Below are 17,198 nucleotides of genomic sequence, written 5' to 3'. Positions count from 1 at the left end.
GAGGGTCTACAGAAGGTGACGCCATCGCTTGTGCGGGGCCGGTCACCCGTTGCCGGAAGCCACAACGCCCGCCCCGCCGACAGCGCACTTACCGCCGAGAGCACAGTTACCGCCGACAGCGCACTTACCGCCGAGAGCACAGTTACCGCCGACAGCACACTTGCCGCCCACAGCAGGGTTACCGCCGAGAGCAGAGCTACCCCGGAGTTCTAGAACGTGCCGCCTCGGTAGAGCTCGAGCCACTGGCGGGCGAGGCGCAGGACGACGTCGTTGCCCTCGGGCTCCCCGACGCTCACCCGCACGCCCTCGCCGTCGAAGGCGCGGACCATCGCGCCGGCCCCGGCGGCCTCGCGGGCGAAGGACGCGGCGTGGCGGCCGACCTCGAGCCAGTAGAAGTTGCCGTGGGTCTCAGGCACCGACCAGTCCATCTCCCGCAGCGCGGTGAGGACCCGGGTGCGCTCGACGACGAGGCGCTCGCAGCGCTCGGCCACCGCATCAGCCTCCCGCAGCGCGGCAAGGGCGGCGGCCTGGGCGAGGGCGTTGACCCCGAAGGGGGTGGAGGCGGTACGCAGGCTGCGCGCCAGCCGGGGCCGGGCCACGGCGTAGCCCACCCGCAGGCCCGCCAGGCCGTAGGCCTTGGAGAAGGTGCGCAGCACGAGGACGTTCTTGAACTCGGCGGCGAGCGCGAGGCCGCGGACGGCGTCGTCGTCGCGGACGAACTCGGCGTAGGCCTCGTCGACGACGACGAGCACCTCGCGGGGGACGCGCGCGAGGAAGGCGCGCATCTCGCCCTCGTGCACGACGGTGCCCGTGGGGTTGTTCGGGCTGCACACGAGGATGACGCGCGTGCGGTCGGTGATCGCGTCGGCCATGGCATCGAGGTCGTGGCCGGCGTCCTCCCGCAGCGGGACCGGCACGCTGCGGGCACCGGCGACCTGGACGGCGATGGGGTAGGCCTCGAAGGACCGCCACGCGTGGACGACCTCGTCGCCGGGGCGGCACGCGGCCTGGAGCACCGTCTCGAGGACGGCGACCGAGCCGTTGCCGACGACGACCCGCTCGGCGTCGACGCCCACGTGCTCCGCGATCGCGGCGGTGAGCGCGGTCGCCGCCATGTCCGGGTATCGGTTGAGGTCGGCGGCGGCGTCGATGACGGCGCTGAGCACCGCCGAGGACGGCGGGAAGGGGTTCTCGTTGGAGGAGAGCTTGTACGCGGACCGTCCTGCTGGGGGACGCTGGCCCGGGACGTAAGCCGGCAGGGAGTCGATGTCCGCGCGGAAGCGGAACGCTGGAGCCATGCCGCCATGATCGCACTCCCGGCGGCAGCCCCGGCGTGGCACCATCGCAGCATGCGCTTCCTCGTGCGGCTCGTCGTCAGCTCGGTGGCCATCTGGCTCACCTCCCTCCTCCTCGACGGGGTGACCCTCACCGAGGCGGAGGGCTGGGACCAGGTGCTCGTCGTCGGGGTCGTGGGCCTGGTCTTCACCCTCGTCAACCTCGTCGTCAAGCCGGTGGCCCACGTCCTCGCGCTGCCGCTGACGATCCTCACGCTCGGCCTGTTCGTCCTCGTCGTCAACGCGCTCATGCTGCTGCTCACGAGCTGGCTGACGAGCTTCACCGACTGGGGCCTGTACGTCGACGGCTTCTGGTGGGCGCTGCTGGCCGCCCTCGTCATCTCGATCGTCACCGGGATCCTCAACGCCCTCCTGCCGGGCAAGCGGTGATCACCCCCTCTCCAGCGTGAAGCGGGTGGCCGTCACCGAGTCGCCCGGGCGGCCCGTAACGTCGGCGAGCCGCTCGGCGAGGTGGAGGACCGAGCGCTCCTCGGCCTCCACCGCCAGCCGGGCCGTGCGGGTGTACTCGGCGATCGAGTGGGACTCCGTCGGCGCGATCTCCAGGCGGCTCTCCCCGGTGGTGCCGGTGGCGAGGGAGCGGCTCACGGTGGTGCGAGCCTCCTCAGCGGGGTTGGAGGTGCCGTCAAGCCCGACGAAGGGGTCCTCCATGTGCTCGAGGTGAAGCATCTCGGTCCCCGCCGGGGTGGGCAGGTGCCCCACCGGTGAGCCGGCGGTGACGACCGTCGTGATGTTGTAGCGCCGGCGCACGAGCGGGTCACCGGCCAGCCGCACGGCGGTGAGCCCGCCCTGGCTGAAGCCGACGACGGCGACCTCCTCCCCGGGCTGCACGCCCGCCAGCCGCAGCGCCTCCGCGGCCCCGATCTCGACGTCGCTGACCAGCCCGGCGTAGGTCTCGACGTTCGTGAGGTTGTCCACGGGGTTGCGCCCGCCGGGGACCATCGCCTGGGTGCTCGGCAGGAGCAGGGTCCACGAGCGCGTGCCGTCGGCGTGGTCCACGCGCCGCACCTCGAGCGAGCCAGGGGCGGCGCCGTGGTCCTGGTGGACGGCGCGGAGGCTGTCGACGACGCCGGCCAGGTCGGGGGTGGGGGCCACCTCGCGGGAGCGCGAGACCGTGAGGGTGAGGTCGCCCGGACGCCGGCCGGTGAGCGTGTGGAAGGCGGTGACGATCGGGATGAGGAGCCGCTGGGCGCCGGTGAGCGTGGCAGGGTCGATCTCCCGGCCGTCGTAGGTGAAGGGCCCAGGCCGGAGGAACCACGGCACGACGTTCTGCCCGTGCTCCCCCAGCTCGCGGACCGCGACGTCCAGGGCGATGCCGTCCGGCGGGAGGTCGTCGTCGCCGTGAACGAGGTTGACGATCTCACCGAGCGTGTCGAGGGCCCGGCCGAACCCGGTCGTGGGCTCGAAGCCGGGCAGCCGGCCCACGAGCGTGAGCCGGTTGGCGACCGAGAGGAAGGCCTGCTGCGGCGAGAGGAGCAGGCGCAGGAACCCGTACCACGACGGACCCGGCGCGGCAGCCTGCGCGGCGAGCTCGGCCTCCTCGTACAGGAGCCGTGCGTAGCGCAGGGACAGGAGCAGCTCGAGCACCTCCGCGTCGAGCCGGCGCACGCCCCACCCGCCGTCCAGCGCGTCGTCCACGGCGGACTCGGCGGCGGCCGCGAGCGCCGGGGACCACGACGCGTCGAGCGCGAGGTCGCGGCGCGCGGCGGTGAGGGCGCTCTCGAGGTGGCCGACGTCCCCGCGCAGCCCGTCGAGGAGCGCGTCGATCGCCCGCAGCTCCTCGACGTCCACGCGCGTGGCCCCGACCCCGCCCCGCACGTGCACGGAGGTGCGGTGGCGCGCCTCGGCGACCGGGCCGTCCCCGTCGTGGCTGTGGAGCAGCGCGGTCACCGGTCCTCCCAGGCCTCGGCGACGGCGGCGGAGAGGGCCGCCGCCCGGTCCTGCGCCGTCGCGAGGAGCTCCTCGAGCCGTTGCGTGTGGTGGAGGAGGTCACCGAGGCGGGTGGCGAACTCGTCCGCGGCGGGTGAGTGCCACTGCTCGGGGAAGGCCGCGCGGAGCGTGTCGGCGACGGCGGCGAGGACGCCGACGGCGCTGGCCACGTTCGCGCAGCCGTCCCCCGCCCCGCCCCACCCGTCGACGACGACGGGGGTGCAGCTGCTCGTGCTCATCTCGCCCTCCTGCGGCTCGTCCTGCCCCGAAAACTAGGGGCGCGGACCGACGGTCGGAGCGGCCGTCGTCGTCCGCTGGGGACGCGCCACCCGTGGCGGGTGCCTGTTGCGCACCCGGTGGCTTTCCCCCCTGGGCCCGGGCAACAATGCCGCCATGTCCCCCTTCACCGTGTCCTTCGTGTGCACCGGCAACATCTGCCGCTCCCCCATGGGCGAGGTCATCCTGCGCGACCTGCTCGAGCGGGAGGGCCTCGCGGACCGGGTGCGGGTGGTGTCGGCGGGGACGGGCGACTGGCACGTCGGCGGACCGGCCGACCCGCGCGCCGTCAGCACCCTCGAGAGGTACGGGCTCGACGGCACGAGCCACCGCGCCCAGCAGTTCGTCCGGGAGAGCTTCGCCGACGTCGACCTCGTCCTCGCGCTCGACCGCGGCCACGAGCAGGCCCTGCGCACCCTCGCCCCGACCCCGGAGGACGCGGAGAAGGTCCGCCTCCTGCGCAGCTTCGACGAGCGCGCCGTCGCCGCCGGCGAGCTCGAGGTCGACGACCCGTACTTCGGCGAGGACGCCGACTTCGTCACCACCTACGAGGAGGTGCTGCCGGCCTGCGAGGGCGTCGTGGCCCACCTTCGGGAGCAGCTGGCGCCCGCCCGCTGAGCGGTGGAGCAGGGCGCCCGCCGGCTCTGGGAGACTGAGGGTCATGAGCGAGCAGCCCAGCACCACGTCGTCCGCCAGCCTGTCGGCCGGAGCGGCTCCCGGCCGCCACCGCGTCTCCCTCGCGGACCTCGAGCCGTCGATCGCGCTCGGCCCGCTCGACGGCCGCTACCGCGGCGTCGTCGCCCCGCTCGCCGACCACCTCTCCGAGGCGGCGCTCAACCGCGCCCGGCTCGACGTCGAGGTCTCCTGGCTCATCCACCTCACCACCTCCGGCGCCCTCCCCGGCGCGCCCCAGCTGAGCGACGCGGACGTCGCCTACCTGCGCGGCGTCGTCGACTCCTTCGGCGCCGCGGAGATCGCCGAGCTCGCGGAGATCGAGCGGGAGACCCGGCACGACGTCAAGGCCGTCGAGTACTTCCTCAAGCGGCGCCTCGCCGCGGCCGCCGAGGCGGTGGGCCCCGACAGCCCGCTGCCCGCCGTCGGCGAGATCGTCCACATCTTCTGCACGAGCGAGGACGTCAACAACCTCTCCTACGCCGTCACCATCCGTGACGCCGTCCGCCAGGTCTGGCTGCCCGCGGCACTCGCCCTCGTCGGCGACCTCGCCGACCTGGCCCGCGAGACCGCCGAGCTGCCGATGCTCTCCCGCACCCACGGCCAGACGGCGACGCCGACGACGCTCGGCAAGGAGATGGCGGTCCTCGCTGCCCGCCTGCGCCGCCAGCTGCGCCGTGTCTCGGCCGCCGAGTTCATGGGCAAGATCAACGGCGCGACCGGAACCTACGGGGCGCACGTCGTCTCGGTTCCGGGGACCGACTGGCAGGCCGTCTCCCGCTCCTTCGTCGAGGGCCTGGGGCTGACGTGGAACCCGCTGACCACGCAGATCGAGCCGCACGACTGGCAGGCCGAGCTCTACGCGGACATCGCGCGCTTCAACCGCATCCTGCACAACCTGTGCACCGACGTCTGGACCTACATCTCGCTGGGCTACTTCCGTCAGCGGCTCGCGGCCCAGGGGTCCACCGGCTCCTCGACGATGCCGCACAAGGTCAACCCGATCCGCTTCGAGAACGCCGAGGCGAACCTCGAGATCTCCTCCGCCCTGCTGGACACGCTCGGCGCCACGCTCGTCACCTCGCGCCTGCAGCGCGACCTCACCGACTCGACGACGCAGCGCAACATCGGCGTGGCCCTGGGCCACTCGCTCCTCGCCGTCGACAACGTCCGCCGCGGCCTCGCCGGCCTGGACGTCGACGCCGCCGCCATGGAGCGCGACCTCGACGACTCGTGGGAGGTGCTCGGCGAGGCCGTCCAGTCCGCGATGCGCGCGGCGTCCGTCGCGGGCGCCGAGGGCATGGCCGACCCGTACGAGCGGCTCAAGGAGCTCACCCGCGGGCGCCGGGTCGACGCCGAGGGCATGCGCGGTCTCGTCGCCGGGCTCGGCCTGCCGCGCGACGTCGAGGAGCGCCTCCTCGCGCTGACGCCGGCGACGTACACCGGCCTGGCCGCCTCCCTCGTCGAGCACCTCGACGACCTGGGCTGAGGGACCCGTCCTCACGCGCCGAGAGCCGGATTCCTCCGCCGGAGAATCCGGTTCTCGGCGATAAGTGCACTCTCGGCGATAAGTGAGCTGTCGGTGGGAGAGGCTCGGGCGGCGGGGACCTTGGTCCGTGGGATTCGTCCGAATCGGCCCGGACGATGAGCGGGTGGAGCTCACCGAGACACGGCCCAAGCTGCGGCAGATCCGGCACACCGACGGCTGGATCTTCGGCACCATGCTGCTGTCGGCCTGCCTCAGCCTCACCGCGTCCTTCGTCCTGTCGATCGACGCGGTCGTCCTCGCCGCCGACCCCGCGGCCCAGCTGACCTGCAACATCAGCTCGGTGCTCAGCTGCGGCGCGGTCGGCGTCTCCTCCCAGGCGAGCCTCTTCGGCTTCCCCAACGCCTTCCTGGGACTGGTCGCCGAACCCGTCGTCATCACGATCGCCGTCGCCGGGCTGGGCGGGGTGCGCTTCCCGCGCTGGTTCATGTTCTCGGCGCAGGTCGTCTACACGCTCGGCGTCGTCTTCGCCTACTGGCTCTTCTACCAGTCGATGTTCCACATCGGCGCCCTGTGCCCGTGGTGCCTGCTCGTCACGCTCTCGACGACGCTCGTCTTCGCCACGCTGCTCCACTACAACCTGCGCGAGAACAACCTCTTCCTGCGCCCGCGCGCCCACGAGCGGGCACTGGCCTTCATCCGCGCGGGCTGGGACGGCGTCGTCGTCATGGCGTGGGTGGGCGCCGTCGTCGTCGCCATCGTCCTCAAGTACGGCGCGGACCTGCTCCCGTAACGCCGTCGACGTGGCGGGAATACCCCTAGGGGGTATACCGTTGACGACGACGGAAGGGAGCACACATGGCCGGCTACAGCGGAACGAAAGAGGACTACGCCCGGCGCCTGCGGCGCATCGAGGGCCAGGTCCGCGGCATCGCCCGCATGGTCGACGAGGACACCTACTGCATCGACGTCCTCACCCAGATCTCCGCCGTCACCAAGGCGCTCCAGGCGGTCGGCATCGGCCTGGTCGAGGACCACCTCGGCCACTGCGTCGTCGACGCCGCCCGCTCCTCCCACGAGGAGGGCGCCGAGAAGGTCCGCGAGGCGAGCGAGGCAATCGCCCGGCTCGTCCGGTCGTAGTTCCCTACCCACCAAGGAGTTCCCATGAGCACCGACCCCTCGCCCATCGACCGCACCACCGTCCTGGAGGTCGAGGGCATGACGTGCGGGCACTGCGTGTCCGCCGTGACGCGCGAGCTGGAGGACGTCAAGGACGTCTCCAAGGTCAGCGTCATCCTGCGCAACGGCGGCACCTCCGAGGTCACGGTCGTCTCCGACGCCGTCCTCGACGAGGACGCCCTGCGCGCCGCCGTCGACGAGGCCGGCTACACGGTCACCGCCATCCACGTCGACAACTAACCCGTCCGAAGGAGCCCACCATGTCGTCCCCAGCCCACACCAGCACACCGTTCGGTGAGATCGACCTCGCCGTCGAGGGGATGACCTGCGCCTCGTGCGTCGCCCGCGTGGAGAAGAAGCTCAACGCGGTCCCCGGCGTCAGCGCCACCGTCAACCTCGCCACCGAGTCCGCCCACCTCACCCTCGAGGAGCAGGTGGCGGACGCGGAGGTCGTCGCGGCCGTCGAACGTGCCGGGTACGCCGCCACCGTGACCCGCCGTCGCACCACCGACGCCGCCCACCCGGGCGGGCACGGGCACGACGGGCACGACGACGACGGCGAGCACGGCACCGAGCACGCGCTCGCCGGGCACAGCCACGGCGCGGGCGAGGACACCTCCTCCCCCGCCGAGCGGCGCCAGGCGGACCTGCGCCGCCGGCTGCGCGTGGCGGCCGTGCTCACCGTGCCGGTCGTCGCACTGTCGATGATCCCCGCGATCCAGTTCGCCGGCTGGCAGTGGGTCGTCACGGCCCTGTCGCTGCCGGTGGTCACCTGGGCCGCCTGGCCCTTCCACCGCTCGGCGGTCAAGGCCGCCCGGCACGGCGCCTCGACGATGGACACCCTCGTCTCCCTCGGCGTCGTCGCCGCCACGCTGTGGTCGCTGTGGGCGCTGCTCCTCGGCGGCGCCGGGGAGATCGGGATGCGGATGACCCCGCACCTGTTCCCCCGGCAGGGGGCGCTGGGCGAGGTCGGCATGCCCGAGCTCTACTTCGAGGTCGCGGCGGTCGTCACGACCTTCCTCCTCGCCGGCCGCTACGCCGAGTCGCGCTCGCGCCGTCGGGCCGGGGACGCGCTGCGCGCCCTCCTGTCCCTCGGCGCGAAGGACGTCGCCCGGCTCACCGTGGACGCGGCTGGCCGGCGCACCGAGGAGCGGGTGCCGGTCGAGCGCCTCGCCGTCGGCGACCTGTTCGTCGTCCGGCCGGGTGAGAAGGTCGCCACCGACGGCGTCGTCGTCGAGGGCAGCTCCGCGGTCGACGCCTCGATGCTCACCGGGGAGCCCGTCCCGGTCGACGTCGGCCCCGGGGACACCGTGACCGGCGCGACCGTCAACGCCTCCGGGCGGCTCGTCGTGCGCGCCACCCGTGTGGGTGAGGAGACGACGCTCGCCCGGATCGGGCGCCTGGTCACCCAGGCGCAGACCGGGAAGGCGCCGGTCCAGCGGCTCGCCGACCGCATCTCCGCGGTCTTCGTGCCGGTGGTCATCGTCATCGCGCTCGGCACGCTCGTCGTGTGGCTGGCGGCCGGGGCGAACGCCCAGGCGGCCTTCACCGCCGCCGTCGCCGTCCTCATCATCGCCTGCCCCTGCGCCCTGGGACTGGCCACCCCCACCGCGCTGCTCGTCGGCTCCGGCCGCGCCTCCCAGCTCGGCATCGTCATCAAGGGCCCGGAGATCCTCGAGTCCACCCGGCGGATCGACACCATCGTGCTCGACAAAACCGGCACGGTGACCGAGGGCCGCATGGAGCTCGCCGACGTCACCGGGGACCGCGCCGAGGTGCTGCGCCTGGCCGGCGCGGTCGAGGCCGCCAGCGAGCACCCCATCGCGCAGGCCGTCGCCGCCGGTGCGCGCGCCGAGCTCGGCGACCTCCCCGAGGTCATCGGCTTTGCCAACCACGCCGGCCGCGGGGTCGGCGGGACCGTCGAGGGCCGCACCGTCCTCGTCGGCCGCCCCGCCTGGCTCACCGAGCAGGGCGTCACCGTGCCCGACGGCGTGACCCGGGACCACCGGGACGCCGAGCGGACCGGGGCGACCGCCGTCGTCGTCGCGTGGGACGGGACCGCCCGCGGCGTCCTCGCCGTCCGCGACACCGTCAAGGCGACCTCCGCCGAGGCGGTGGCCCGGCTCCGGGAGCTGGGCGTGCGGCCGATGCTCCTCACCGGGGACAACCGGGCCACCGCCGAGGCCGTGGCCCGCGAGGTCTGGATCCCGGCCGAGGACGTCATCGCCGAGGTGCTGCCCGAGGACAAGCTCGACGTCGTCGCCCGGCTCCAGCGCGAGGGCCGGGTCGTCGCGATGGTGGGCGACGGCGTCAACGACGCCGCGGCCCTCGCGCAGGCCGGGCAGCAGGGCCTGGGCCTGGCGATGGGCACCGGCACGGACGTCGCGATCGAGGCCAGCGACATCACGCTCGTCACGGGCGACCTCCGCGCCGCCCCGACGTCGATCGCCGTCTCCCGCGCGACCCTGCGGGTGATCAAGCAGAACCTGTTCTGGGCCTTCGCCTACAACGTCGCGGCCATCCCGCTGGCGGCGCTGGGGCTGCTCAACCCGATGATCGCCGGTGCCGCGATGGCGGCCAGCTCGGTCATCGTCGTCGGCAACTCCCTCCGCCTCCGCCGCGCGGGCTAGCTAGCCGCGGCACAAAGCGCCGACAGCAGAGTTGTTCCTGGAACAACTCTGCTGTCGGCGTGAGGGGCGAGGGCGCCGCCTGTCAGAAGGCGGCGATGATCTCGCCGGCGGGCCAGCGCTCGGTGATGAAGTCGCGGACCTCGTCGGAGTGCAGCGCCTCGTCCAGGGCGAGGATCGCCTCGCTCTCGGCGTCCTCGGTGCGCACGGCGAGGAGGTTGGCGTAGGGGTTGCCCTCGCCGGACTCGAGGACGATCGCGTCCTCGGCCGGGTTGAGGTCCGCCTCGAGGGCGTAGTTGCCGTTGATGACGGCGGCGTCGAAGTCCTGGAGGCTGCGGACCAGCTGGGCGGCCTCGAGCTCGGCGAGCTCGATGTTCTTCGGGTTGTCCGCGACGTCGAAGATCGTCGGGTCCTCGACGTCCTCGGCCAGGGTGAACAGCCCCTCGGCGGCGAGCAGCTGCAGCGCTCGGGCCTGGTTGGCCGGGTCGTTGGGCACGCCCACCTGGGCGCCGTCGGGCAGCTCGTCGAGCGAGGTGAGGGTGTCGGAGTAGACGCCGTAGGGCTCGATGTGGACGCCCTCGAACGCGGTGAAGTCGTAGCCCTTCTCCTCCACCTCGGCCTCGAAGTAGGGCAGGTGCTGGAAGAAGTTCGCGTCGAGCTCGCCCTCGGCGAGCTGGACGTTGGGCTGGACGTAGTCGGTGTACTCGACGGTCTCGAGGGTGAAGCCGGCGTCCTCGGCGAGGTTGTCCTGGACGAACTCGAGGATCTCGGCGTGCGGCGTCGGGCTGGCGCCGACGACGATCGTCGTCACCTCCCCCTCGGCGGCCGGGGTCTCCTCAGCGCTGTCGTCGGCGGCGTCGCCGCAGGCGGCGAGGGTGAGGGCGGCGACGCCGGCGAGGACGGCGAGCCGCGCGGTGCGGGTGGAGGTCATGGGGGTTCCTTTCGTGGGGACGCTCAGCGGTGGTCGACGAGTCGCGCGACCCGGTCACCGAGCATCTGGACAAGCTGGACGAGGACGATGATCACGACGACGGTCACGACCATGACGTCGGTCTGGAAGCGGTTGTAGCCGTGGTTGATGGCCAGGGCGCCGAGGCCGCCGGCGCCGAGCGCGCCAGCCATCGCGGAGTAGCCGATGAGGGTGATGACCGTGACGGTGATGCCGCCGACGATCGCGGGCAGCGCCTCGCGCACGAGCACCCCGCCGACGATCGCGAGCCGGGAGGCGCCGACCATCTGCGCCGCCTCCACCTTCCCGGCGTTGACGTCCCGCACGGCCGTCTCGACGAGCCGCGCGAAGAAGGGGATCGCGCCGAGGGTCAGCGGGACGACCGCCGACTGCCACCCGAAGGTGGTGCCGGTGAGCAGCCGCGTCAGCGGGAGGATCGCGATCATGAGGATGATGAAGGGGAAGGAGCGCCCGACGTTGACGACGACGGCGAGCGCCGCGTTGACGACGCGGCTGGGACGCAGGCCCCCGGGAGACGTCGCGACGAGCGCGAGCCCGAGCGGCAGGCCGAGGAGCACGGTGAGCAGGGAGGACAGCCCGCTCATGTAGATGGTCTCGAGGGTGGCCTCGGGCAGCTGCTCGGTGATGACCCGGTTGTCGAGCGCGTCCTGGAACCAGCTCATGCCGCCACCTCCTCGACGTGGACGCCGACGGCGCGCAGCCGGGTCACGGCGTCGGCCGCCACCCCCGCGGGGACGACGACGCGCAGCCGGCCGACCCGGCTGCCGGCGAGGGTCTCGATGGTGCCGGAGGAGACGTCGACGTCCTCGAGGGCGGCGACGGCGGCGAGCACCCGCCCGGCGGGCACCTCGCCGGCGAAGGACACCTCGAGGGTGACCCGGCCGGTGGCGGGTGGCTCCGGGGGCAGGGAGACGAGGGCGCGGGCGAGACGGGAGCCGTGCTCCCCCGCGACCTCGGCGATCGCGCCGGTCTGCGCCACACGGCCGCGGTCGAGGAGCGTCACCGAGTCGCAGACCTCGCGCACCACGGACATCTCGTGGGTGATGATGAGGACGGTGATGCCCAGCCGGTCCCGGACGTCGCGGATGAGCCCGAGGATCTGGCGGGTGGTGTCGGAGTCGAGGGCCGAGGTGGGCTCGTCGCACAGCAGGACGGCCGGCTCGGCGGCGAGCGCCCGGGCGATGCCCACGCGCTGCTTCTGCCCGCCGGACAGCTGGGCGGGGTAGGCGTCGCCGCGCCCGGCGAGGCCGACGAGCTCGAGCAGCTCACGCACCCGCTCCTGCCGCTCGGCGCGCGGGACGCCGGCCACCCGCAGCGGGTAGGCGACGTTCTGCGCCGCCGTGCGCGCCTCGAGGAGGTTGACGTGCTGGAAGACCATGCCGATGCGCCGGCGCTGGCGGCGCAGCTCGCGCTCGCCGAGGCCGCTGAGCGCGACCCCGTCGATGGCGACCGTGCCGGATGTGGGCCGCTCGAGGGCGGTGAGGCAGCGGATGAGCGTCGACTTCCCGGCGCCGGACTCGCCGACGATCCCGTGGACGGCGCCGCGCGGCACCTCGAGATCGATCCCGTCGAGCGCGACGACCTCCTGGCCACCCCGGCCGGGGTAGACCTTGCGCAGGCCGGTCAGACTGATCACGGGATTCCTCCATCGGTCCTGGCGGGAGCACCCGTTGGAGCGGGTTGCTGCAGCGTCGACGAGCCAGGTCTCTCGGCTGCTCTGGATGGTGGCGCCACCGTAGGGTCGGCGCCTCCCAGGGACCCACCGATGTCCACCATGCGAGATGCGAGCCCCGCTCGCGCAGGACCACGGCTGCTATAACCGCCCCATGGAGACGACGCCCCGCCGGCTGCGGGCCGAGGTGTGGATCGTCCTGGGCCTGTCGCTGGGCCAGTCCGCCCTCTACGCCGTCGTCAACCTCGCCGCCCGGCTCACCGCGGACACCCCGCTGCGGGACCAGGCCACGGCGCTCAACCCCTCCCGCTCGGCGCGCCCCTACCTCGACCTCACCTACCAGCTGCTCAGCCTCGGCTTCGCGGTCGTGCCCGTGGCGCTCGCGCTGTTCCTCCTCAGCGAGCCGGGCCGCCGCGCCACCGCCCGCATCGGGCTCGACCTGGCCCGCCCCGGCCGGGACCTCGCCGTCGGCACCGGGCTGGCGGCCCTCATCGGCATCCCCGGTCTCGGCCTGTACGCCCTCGGCCGCGCGCTGGGCCTCACGGTCGAGGTCCAGGCCGCGACCCTCGACCAGCACTGGTGGGCGGTGCCCGTCCTCGTCCTCGCGGCGCTGAAGAACGCCCTGGTCGAGGAGGTCGTCGCGGCCGGCTACCTCGTCGAGCGCCTCGAGCAGCTCGGCTGGCGTGCCCCGGCGGTCGTCACCGCGAGCGCCCTGCTGCGCGGGACCTACCACCTCTACCAGGGCATCGGGCCGGGGCTGGCGAACGTCGCCATGGGCGTGGTCTTCGCCGAGTACTACCGCCGCCGACGGCGGACCATGCCGCTCGTCGTCGCCCACACCCTGCTCGACGTCGTCGCCTTCGTCGGCTACGCCCTCCTGCCGGCCGAGCTGCTCGCCGCCCTCGGCGTCAGGTAGGGCTGCTCGCCGCCCTCGGCGTCAGGTAGGGCTGATCGCACACCGGTCGGTTCCGGGGAGCGGCGGGGGTCAGCCCCTAGACTCGGGCGCATGACCGATCGGCCGGGTGACGCCATGCCCGCGCCCACCCGCCTCGCGGCCCAGGGACGGGAGGCACCGCGCCGGAAGGTGCTGCTCGTCGACGCACCGGCCACCCGCGTCCGCCGCCCCCGTGACGTCCTCGAGCTCGTCCTCTCGGCGCTCGGGATCGCCGTCGTCCTCCTCCTCGCGGTCTACGCGCACGCGACCGCGATCGGCGTGACCGAGGACGTCCAGTCCGCGGTCGCCCTCGTGCTGCGCGAGATCCTCCTGCTGCCGGTCACCGTCCTCGAGGGTGTCGCTACCTTCATCCTGCCGCTCTTCGTCATCGCCATGCAGCTCGTCCGCCGCCGGTGGCGAGCCGTCCTCGAGGCGCTCGCGGCCGCCGCCGTCGCCGGGGCAGTCACCCTGGGCGCGGTCCTCCTGCTCGACACCTACGGGCCCACCGCGCTGTCCGTCGGGCTGACGATCACCTCCGAGGGCGACGCCGTCGTCGCGATGAACCCGCTCGTCGCGGCGCTCGCCGCGCTGCTCACCACCGTCGGCACCCGCGCGCACCGGCCCACGGTGCGGTGGTCGTGGAACCTCCTGTGGGTCGTCCTCGCGCTCACCGTCATCCGCGGCGCGCTCACCCTCCCGGGGGCGGTCGTCACCGTCCTCATCGGCCGCGCCGTCGGGCTGGCCGGGCGCTACGCCGTCGGCGTCATCAACGAGCGCGCCGAGGGCATCGCCCTGGTCCAGGGCGTCCGGCGGGCCGGCCTCGACCCGGTGAAGGTCGTGCGCCTGGACCCCGTCGAGGGGGACGTCGGCGCGTGGACCGTCACGACCTCCTCCCCCATCGGCTTCACCGAGCGCCCCGGGGAGGTCGAGAGCCCCGACGGCGTGCCCACCTGGCCCGGCTCCTCCCGCGGGAGCGACTCGATCGTGCCGGACGTGCTCACCGACCCCTTCGCCGTCGTCGCCTCCTCCGCGAGCCCTGACGGCGTCAGCCTCGACCCCGTGAGCGCGCACCGCGTGTACTCGGTGTGGGACACCGAGGGACGGCGCTGGTACGTCACCGTGCTCGACGGCGACCGGCAGGTCGTCGGCTACCTCTCCTCCCTGTGGTCCCGGCTGCGGGTACGCGGCCTGCAGCGGCGCCGCGCGACCTCCCTGCGCGACGCCGCCGACCGCGCCGCCCTCCTCGCATACGCCACCGAGCGCGCCGGGGTCCACACCCCGCCCCTCGTCGGGATGGCAGAGTCGCGCGACTCCGTCCTCATGGTCACCGCGCACATCGCCGGTGCGCGCCGGCTCAACGACATCCCCGCCGAGGAGGTGAGCGACGAGCTGCTCGACGAGCTGTGGGGCCAGCTGTGCACCGCCCACACCGCCGGCATCGCCCACCTCGACCTCAGCGCGGACGCCGTCCTCGTCACCAGCGACGGTGAGGTCCTGATCCTCGACTGGGAGAACGGGGAGATCGCCTCCTCCGAGCTGTCCCGCCGTCTCGACCTCGCCCAGCTGCTCGCGGCGACGGCCGCGAAGGTCGGGGAGGACCGCGCCCTGGCCAGCGCCGCCCGCAGCCTCGACAGCGAGGAGCTCGCCTCGGTCGCCCCGCTCCTCCAGCCGGTCGTCCTCACCGCCCACACCCGGGCCGCCGCTGAGAAGCCGCGCGAGCTGCTCAACTCCCTGCGCGAGCGGCTCGTGGACCAGATCCCGGCGGCGGACGTCGAGCCGATGCGGCTGGCGCGCTTCAGCATGCGCACCGTCGTCATGGTGACCATCGCCGTCGTCGCCGTGTGGCTGCTGCTCGGCACGCTGAACTTCGAGCAGGTCGTCGCCGCCACCCGCAACGCCAACCCGTGGTGGCTGCTCCTGTGCTTCGTCCTGGGTGTCGTCACCTACGTCGGCAGCGCGATGGGCCTGGTCGCCTTCTCCCCCGAGCGGCTCGGCCTGTGGCGCACCACCCTCGTCCAGGTCGCGGCCGGGGTCGTCTCGCTCGTCGCGCCGGCCGGTGTCGGGCCGGCCGCCCTCAACCTGCGCTTCCTCAACCGGCAGCGCATCGCGACCCCGCTGGCGGTCGCGACCGTCGCGCTCGTCCAGGTGTCGCAGTTCGTCACGACCGTCCTGCTGCTCGTGGTGATCGCGCTCGTCACCGGCAGCGCCGGCACGCTGTCGGTGCCCTCCGGGGCGGTCAACGCGGTGGCGATCACCGCCGTCCTGCTCCTGGCGCTCCTCCTCGGCGTACCTCCGGCCCGCAGCTGGCTGTGGGAGAAGCTCGGGCCCACGCTGCGCCAGGTGTGGCCGCGGGTGCTGTGGGTGGTCGGCAGCCCGCGCCGCCTGCTCATCGGCCTGGGCGGCAACGTCATCATGACGCTCGGGTACGTCGCGGCCTTCGGCGCGGCACTGGCCGCCTTCGGCCACACCCTGCCGCCGACGACCCTCGCCATCACCTACCTCACCTCCAACACCGTCGGTGCGGCCGTGCCGTCCCCCGGTGGCATCGGCCCGGTGGAGGCGGCGCTCACCGGTGGTCTCACCGTCGCGGGCATCCCCGCCGGCGTGGCCTTCTCCGCGGCGCTCGTCTTCCGCCTCCTCACGTTCTGGCTCCGCGTCCCCCTCGGCTGGCTGGCCCTGCAGCACCTCCAGCGCCGGGGTGCGGTGTGACGGAGCGTCTCCCGGCGCGGTGGCGCGCGCCGGAGGCCTGGGTCGTGGCGGTGGCCGCGGCCGCGGTCTACGTGCTCGTCGCCGTCCTGCAGTGGCGGCGGCTGGAGGCGCCGTCGTGGGACCTGGCGATCTTCACCCAGCTCGCCAAGGCCTACGCGGGCCTCGAGGCGCCGGTCGTGCCGATAAAGGGGGACGGCTTCAACCTCCTCGGCGACCACTTCCACCCGCTGCTCGTCCTCCTCGCCCCGGTGTACGCCGTCGCGCCGTCCGGCCTCAGCCTCCTCGTCCTCCAGGCGCTGCTCGTCGCGGTATCCGCCTGGCCGCTCACCGCGCTGGCCGTGCGCCGGCTAGGGCGCTGGCCCGGCCTCGCGCTCGGCGCGGCGTACGTGCTCTCCCACGGCATCCAGGGCGCGGTCCGCAGCCAGTTCCACGAGATCGCCTTCGCCCTGCCCCTCCTCGCCTTCGGGCTGTGCGCGCTGCTCGAGCGCCGGTGGCGGACGAGCGTGCTGTGGCTGGCGCCGCTCGTCCTCGTCAAGGAGGACCTCGGGCTGCTCGTCGCCGTCCTCGGCCTCGTCATGTGGTGGCGCGGCGCCCGCCGGGCCGGCCTCGGTCTGGCCGGGTGGGGGGTGGCCTGGTTCGTGCTCGCGACGGCGGTCGTCCTGCCCGCGCTCAACCCGCGCGGCCGCTACGACTACACCGACAACCTCTCGGTCGGCGACGTCCTCGGGGACCCGCTCACCGCGCTGGCCGGGGTCCTCGGCCCCGGCGAGAAGGTCGTCACCGTGCTGCTGCTCGTCCTCGCGGCGGGCGTCGTCGGTGTGCGCTCCCCGATCCTCCTCGCCGCCGTGCCCACCCTGGCCTGGCGCTTCCTCGGCGACGTGCCCTTCTACTGGACCTGGGAGTGGCACTACGACGCCGTCCTCATGCCGCTCGCCGCGGCCGCGCTGCTCGACGCGCTCGGTCCGCGGCCGGAGCCCGGGACGCCCGAGCGCCGCCCTGCGCGCACCGCCGTCGCAGTCGGGGCCGCCTGGCTCGCCGTCGTCCTCGCGGCTCCCGGCCTGCCGGTCGCGGACCTGGCCCGCCCGGACACGTGGCGCGCCTCCCCCCGCACCGCGGCCGCCCAGGAGGTGCTCGACACGGTCCCCGAGGGCGCCGTCGTCGCCAGCGACATCGCCCTCCTTGCCCGCCTCGTGCCGACGACGACGGCACTGTGGTCGGGGACCGCCGACAACCCGGCCCCGGACTACTACGTGATCGACCGCGAGGGTCCGACGTGGGGTGGCGCACCGCCCGAGGACGCCGCCCGCTACGCCGAGGGCAAGCACCCGGGCACCGACTACGAGACCGTCCTCGACCGCGGGGGATACCAGGTCGCCCGCCGCGTGGACTGAC

Annotated in this window: 16 protein-coding genes and 1 riboswitch; of the genes, 10 read left to right on the top strand and 6 right to left on the bottom strand. The window is 73.7% G+C overall.

Annotated features, from left to right (window positions below; all coding sequences use genetic code 11):
• Nucleotides 1-209: 209 nt before the first annotated feature.
• Nucleotides 210-1,298, bottom strand: a complete 1,089-nt coding sequence (gene hisC, locus AA0005_RS02190; RefSeq protein WP_413451792.1) for a histidinol-phosphate transaminase — start codon at nt 1,296-1,298, stop codon at nt 210-212.
• A gap of 51 nt (nt 1,299-1,349) precedes the next feature.
• Between hisC and AA0005_RS02185 the strand changes: the two genes are divergently transcribed.
• Complete coding sequence (locus tag AA0005_RS02185) at nt 1,350-1,724, top strand: phage holin family protein (RefSeq protein WP_413451791.1); 375 nt, start codon at nt 1,350-1,352, stop codon at nt 1,722-1,724.
• On the opposite strand, the gene AA0005_RS02180 is transcribed toward AA0005_RS02185, so the two are convergent.
• Both AA0005_RS02180 and AA0005_RS02175 read right to left on the bottom strand, forming a co-directional pair.
• Nucleotides 1,725-3,242, bottom strand: coding sequence for a hypothetical protein (locus tag AA0005_RS02180; protein ID WP_413451790.1), 1,518 nt, complete (start codon nt 3,240-3,242; stop codon nt 1,725-1,727). It lies immediately after the preceding gene.
• A complete protein-coding gene (locus AA0005_RS02175; protein WP_413451789.1) occupies nt 3,239-3,520 on the bottom strand; it encodes a hypothetical protein in 282 nt (93 codons plus the stop codon). The genes AA0005_RS02180 and AA0005_RS02175 overlap by 4 nt, the downstream gene beginning before the upstream one ends.
• 154 nt (nt 3,521-3,674) lie before the next feature.
• On the opposite strand from AA0005_RS02175, the gene AA0005_RS02170 reads away from it, so the two are divergent.
• From AA0005_RS02170 to AA0005_RS02145, 6 genes are all read left to right on the top strand, one after another.
• A complete protein-coding gene (locus AA0005_RS02170) occupies nt 3,675-4,175 on the top strand; it encodes a low molecular weight protein-tyrosine-phosphatase (protein WP_413451788.1) in 501 nt (166 codons plus the stop codon).
• 43 nt (nt 4,176-4,218) lie between these two features.
• Nucleotides 4,219-5,718: an adenylosuccinate lyase gene (purB, locus tag AA0005_RS02165; RefSeq protein ID WP_413451787.1), complete on the top strand. Its 1,500-nt coding sequence runs from the start codon at nt 4,219-4,221 to the stop codon at nt 5,716-5,718.
• Nucleotides 5,719-5,845: 127 nt separating this feature from the next.
• Nucleotides 5,846-6,508 carry a vitamin K epoxide reductase family protein gene (locus AA0005_RS02160; RefSeq protein ID WP_413451786.1) on the top strand — a complete coding sequence of 221 codons (663 nt, stop codon included), beginning with the start codon at nt 5,846-5,848 and terminating at the stop codon, nt 6,506-6,508.
• A 65-nt stretch (nt 6,509-6,573) separates the two neighbouring features.
• On the top strand, nt 6,574-6,855 hold the full coding sequence (locus AA0005_RS02155; RefSeq protein WP_152188789.1) for a metal-sensitive transcriptional regulator: 282 nt from the start codon (nt 6,574-6,576) through the stop codon (nt 6,853-6,855).
• 24 nt (nt 6,856-6,879) lie between these two features.
• The gene (locus AA0005_RS02150; RefSeq protein WP_413451785.1) at nt 6,880-7,134 is read left to right on the top strand and encodes a heavy-metal-associated domain-containing protein; all 255 of its coding nucleotides are present in this window, start codon (nt 6,880-6,882) and stop codon (nt 7,132-7,134) included.
• 20 nt (nt 7,135-7,154) lie between these two features.
• Nucleotides 7,155-9,524, top strand: coding sequence for a heavy metal translocating P-type ATPase (locus AA0005_RS02145; RefSeq protein WP_413451784.1), 2,370 nt, complete (start codon nt 7,155-7,157; stop codon nt 9,522-9,524).
• Between the two features lie 82 nt (nt 9,525-9,606).
• On the opposite strand, the gene AA0005_RS02140 is transcribed toward AA0005_RS02145, so the two are convergent.
• The 3 genes from AA0005_RS02140 to AA0005_RS02130 are packed head-to-tail and all read right to left on the bottom strand — an operon-like array spanning nt 9,607 to nt 12,127.
• Nucleotides 9,607-10,452, bottom strand: coding sequence for a MetQ/NlpA family ABC transporter substrate-binding protein (locus tag AA0005_RS02140; RefSeq protein WP_413451783.1), 846 nt, complete (start codon nt 10,450-10,452; stop codon nt 9,607-9,609).
• Nucleotides 10,453-10,475: 23 nt separating this feature from the next.
• Nucleotides 10,476-11,153: a methionine ABC transporter permease gene (locus AA0005_RS02135; protein WP_413451782.1), complete on the bottom strand. Its 678-nt coding sequence runs from the start codon at nt 11,151-11,153 to the stop codon at nt 10,476-10,478.
• The gene (locus AA0005_RS02130; protein WP_413451781.1) at nt 11,150-12,127 is read right to left on the bottom strand and encodes a methionine ABC transporter ATP-binding protein; all 978 of its coding nucleotides are present in this window, start codon (nt 12,125-12,127) and stop codon (nt 11,150-11,152) included. Before AA0005_RS02130 ends, AA0005_RS02135 begins: the two co-directional genes overlap by 4 nt.
• Nucleotides 12,128-12,133: 6 nt before the next feature.
• Nucleotides 12,134-12,219, bottom strand: a riboswitch (SAM riboswitch).
• Between the two features lie 98 nt (nt 12,220-12,317).
• Between AA0005_RS02130 and AA0005_RS02125 the strand changes: the two genes are divergently transcribed.
• The 3 genes from AA0005_RS02125 (at nt 12,318) to AA0005_RS02115 (ending at nt 17,197) form a co-directional block, all read left to right on the top strand.
• Nucleotides 12,318-13,079 (top strand): CPBP family intramembrane glutamic endopeptidase, encoded by a 762-nt coding sequence (locus tag AA0005_RS02125; RefSeq protein ID WP_413451780.1) that lies wholly within the window; start codon nt 12,318-12,320, stop codon nt 13,077-13,079.
• Nucleotides 13,080-13,169: 90 nt separating this feature from the next.
• Nucleotides 13,170-15,806 carry a lysylphosphatidylglycerol synthase domain-containing protein gene (locus AA0005_RS02120; protein WP_413451779.1) on the top strand — a complete coding sequence of 879 codons (2,637 nt, stop codon included), beginning with the start codon at nt 13,170-13,172 and terminating at the stop codon, nt 15,804-15,806.
• Nucleotides 15,803-17,197, top strand: a complete 1,395-nt coding sequence (locus AA0005_RS02115; RefSeq protein WP_413451778.1) for a DUF2079 domain-containing protein — start codon at nt 15,803-15,805, stop codon at nt 17,195-17,197. Before AA0005_RS02120 ends, AA0005_RS02115 begins: the two co-directional genes overlap by 4 nt.
• Nucleotide 17,198: the final 1 nt, after the last annotated feature.

Origin of the sequence: Georgenia phoenicis (assembly GCF_047302425.1) — a bacterium.
In the GTDB taxonomy this organism is placed as follows: domain Bacteria; phylum Actinomycetota; class Actinomycetes; order Actinomycetales; family Actinomycetaceae; genus Oceanitalea.
The sequence above is the reverse complement of the archived record's forward strand: the minus strand, read 5'-3'. Positions and strand labels throughout refer to the sequence as shown.